The sequence below is a fragment of the Virgibacillus sp. GM2-2 genome, from assembly GCF_055329585.1.
In genome coordinates this window covers 1-239 of record NZ_JBUZWC010000152.1, presented here as the reverse complement: position 1 = coordinate 239, position 239 = coordinate 1, and the positions used below count along the sequence as shown (strand labels likewise).

1 protein-coding gene is annotated in these 239 nt (G+C 64.0%); it reads left to right on the top strand.

The window, feature by feature from the left end:
• Positions 1-239: thiamine pyrophosphate-dependent enzyme (locus ACY9Z2_RS19335; RefSeq protein ID WP_463611299.1), on the top strand; the 239-nt coding region annotated here is incomplete at both ends.

The following is a 239-nucleotide window of genomic DNA, read 5'->3' as shown; positions in this document are numbered from 1 at the left end:
AGAACGAAGTCGATACCCGCAGCATCATGAACTGGGAAAACGATGGCAAGCTGCAGGTGGCTCATCTCGTTGCCGATATCTGGAAGGCGACTGGCGGTGGGGCGATCGTGACGACCGACGTGGGCCAGCACCAGATGTGGACGGCGCAATACTACGCGCTCGAAAAGCCGAACCGCTGGATCACTTCGGGCGGCGCGGGGACGATGGGCTTCGGCCTGCCCGCGGCGATCGGGGCGTGG